At 44.9% G+C, this 274-nt stretch carries 1 protein-coding gene; it reads left to right on the forward strand.

The genetic code is table 11. The features are described 5' to 3' along the window. Positions 1 to 274 (forward strand): hypothetical protein (locus tag SB749_RS19415; RefSeq protein WP_410711747.1); only part of this gene is annotated, 274 nt, incomplete at both ends.

Consider the following 274-nt stretch of genomic DNA (forward strand, 5'->3'; position numbering starts at 1 on the left):
GAGTTGGCCGAAAAATACGCATCCGAAGAGATGGTTAGGGCGTCTTTGGCTGTTGAGGAATATGCGAATCTCAGAATGCTTTTTGAACTTACTGGAGTGGCGCAAGATAGCGACGTTATCAATAATATTTCACGGGTTTCATATTATCTATATAAAGTAATCGATGATCAAAAACGGAGTCTCGTTGCTGTCAGGAAGGCGCAGCATTTTAAAGGTCTCGCGTCGGCGCATGGCCGATTGGTGAGCTGGGTAAATGACAGTCTCACCATTATGG

Source organism: Brevibacterium sp. SIMBA_078, from assembly GCF_046534565.1.
Classification (GTDB): domain Bacteria; phylum Actinomycetota; class Actinomycetes; order Actinomycetales; family Brevibacteriaceae; genus Brevibacterium.